Origin of the sequence: Chromohalobacter sp. HP20-39, assembly GCF_033052815.1 — a bacterium.
GTDB lineage: Bacteria > Pseudomonadota > Gammaproteobacteria > Pseudomonadales > Halomonadaceae > Chromohalobacter.
Map to the genome: position 1 here is coordinate 1 of NZ_JAWHTP010000150.1, position 455 is coordinate 455.

Consider the following 455-nt stretch of genomic DNA (forward strand, 5'->3'; position numbering starts at 1 on the left):
CGCCCGGCTCCAATGCCCTGGACACGTCCAGCGCGGTGCGCGCGACGATGGAGCGGCTGCAGGCCAAGTTCCCCGAAGGCATCGAGTACAAGATCGCCTACGACCCCACAGTCTTCGTGCGCGCCTCGCTCCAGTCCGTCGCCGTCACGCTGCTGGAGGCCATCCTCCTGGTGGTGATCGTGGTGGTGCTGTTCCTGCAATCTTGGCGCGCGTCGATCATTCCACTGATCGCCGTGCCGGTCTCGCTGGTCGGCACGTTCGCGGTGATGCACATGTTCGGCTTCTCGCTGAACACGCTGTCGCTGTTTGGCCTCGTGCTCTCCATCGGCATCGTGGTGGATGACGCCATCGTGGTGGTGGAGAACGTGGAGCGCCACATGGCGCTGGGCGAATCGCCCAAGGATGCGGCGCGCAAGGCGATGGATGAAGTGACTGGCCCGATCCTGGCCATCACC

General features: G+C 64.8%; 1 protein-coding gene. It reads left to right on the plus strand.

Translation table 11 applies throughout. The features are described from left to right. Positions 1–455: efflux RND transporter permease subunit (locus RVY79_RS17390; protein ID WP_317465734.1), on the plus strand; the 455-nt coding region annotated here is incomplete at both ends.